The organism is Salinivibrio sp. SS2, assembly GCF_001722075.1.
Classification (GTDB): domain Bacteria; phylum Pseudomonadota; class Gammaproteobacteria; order Enterobacterales; family Vibrionaceae; genus Salinivibrio; species Salinivibrio proteolyticus.
The window spans coordinates 1-1658 of the sequence record NZ_MEBP01000090.1 but is presented as its reverse complement, the minus strand read 5'-3'; the positions used below and the strand labels follow the sequence as shown (position 1 = coordinate 1658).

Here is a 1658-nt window from a genome sequence, read left to right as displayed (position 1 = left end):
TGATTGTATTGCTTCCAATTGCTGATTTTATACTTGGCTTTGCTCATCATCTGAGACCGGTTTTGAGGCGTTGATGATCTGATCGCCGCTAGAGTGATAAGTTCAATGATTTAGGAAACAACGCCCATTAACATAACTACTGCATGTTACGCACCCGTTTCCCTCATTATGGAACGATGCGCATATTCAGAGAACGCGAGTGGATTGCGATATGAACTTATCCGATGTTTTTGACTCCTCTAAACCTCACCGATGTCCCGTCATGCATCCTGACCCATTAACGTGTCCGTGTGCGAGTTGTGAAATGGCAAGGCAATCCGCTGCGTCAAAGGCTGCATTAGATCGCGCCACTACAAGAAATTTTGCACCAACAGGCGCATCAATGCCGGTCAATAAAGCGAGTAGCGAACCCGCCGCGCAAAAAGAAACTTCGAGAGAAAAAATTGAAAGGCAGCGTAGAGAACGATTTCAGGAGCAAGAAGAGAACTGGCAAAAAACCCAAGCCAATGAACCTCGATACGCTGCGCACAGAAATAAGATAGCCGCTGACCGTAAAGCGAAAGAACAAAATAACCGTATTTATGTCGGTGAAGAGCGGGAGTTTCCTGGTGCAATTTTGTCACCGATGCCAGCATCCAGAATGGGAATGAACGATGCGGTAGGAAAACGTGTTTTACCCTCGGTTCTACTTGGGGCCAGTTTCGCGAATCAGCCTGTTAGCGCTGAAGTTGTCGCCCTACAGGTCTCATCACTTAGCGCGGTGACTCAAAAGGAAGTAAGAGAGAGTGGTGAACTTGTTTTTAGTGGTATGCAGTATCAATACGCACATGGAACAGTCGGTACGATTCAAGTCATCGATACATTCGCAGGTGAACAGCCCGATAAAAATACATCACAGATGGCCTACTGGGTAGCGCAAGGTAAGTACCTCGATATACCCAAGCATCCCGATCCTCATCGAGACCATTTGTATGTTTTCACGCCAAATTTTAGCGGGTGTTCTTTTGTGGTTGATGACTGGGATGATGACCGCATTAGAGTCTACCATGTGGAAGGTGGTAAAGAAGATAAGCAATACAATGATGTGCAAGAACACGGTAATAACTTAATCAAGTACATGAGTTTTCGTGACTACGGCTTTTACCAGCAAGGCGACACTATGATTAAAAATATTACCGGCTTTGCCTTCATGCGCTACAACACTGACACTCGAAATTGGGAAATTCATTATCAAAAACAAGAGCATGCTCCGTCTATCAGTCAACCGATGACGTCAGCGAAATCACTTTTCTCATCCGAAAAGCACACGGCAAAGGTCATGGCGTCGAAGGAATCTCGTGTCGTTGAAACAGGCACCATTGTCATCAAACGCTAAATAAGCGCAACAGAGCAACGTTTAGATAGACGCGATTAACTAAACAGAGCACGGAAAGGCCTTGAGCCTCATATTTTTTAATAGGAGTCTCGCCAAGCAGTACTTGGCGAGACTAAAGCCATCAAAGAATTGGGTCGGCTATGGATTTGAACGGCGTTGTTTCCTAAATCATTGACTATCCCTACGGCTAGCTAGGGGCAGATCTAGATCATCAACGCCTCAAAACCGGTCTGAGATGATGCAACACAACAAGAGAGATGCAAAAGAGCAGAAAACCAAAACA

General features: G+C 45.4%; 1 protein-coding gene. It reads left to right on the top strand.

From position 1 onward, the window contains the following. Positions 1-211 precede the first annotated feature (211 nt). Entirely contained in the window at positions 212-1375 is a 1164-nt protein-coding gene (locus BGK46_RS10875; protein WP_069589270.1) for a cytotoxin, read from the top strand. The last annotated feature ends 283 nt before the right edge of the window (positions 1376-1658 follow it).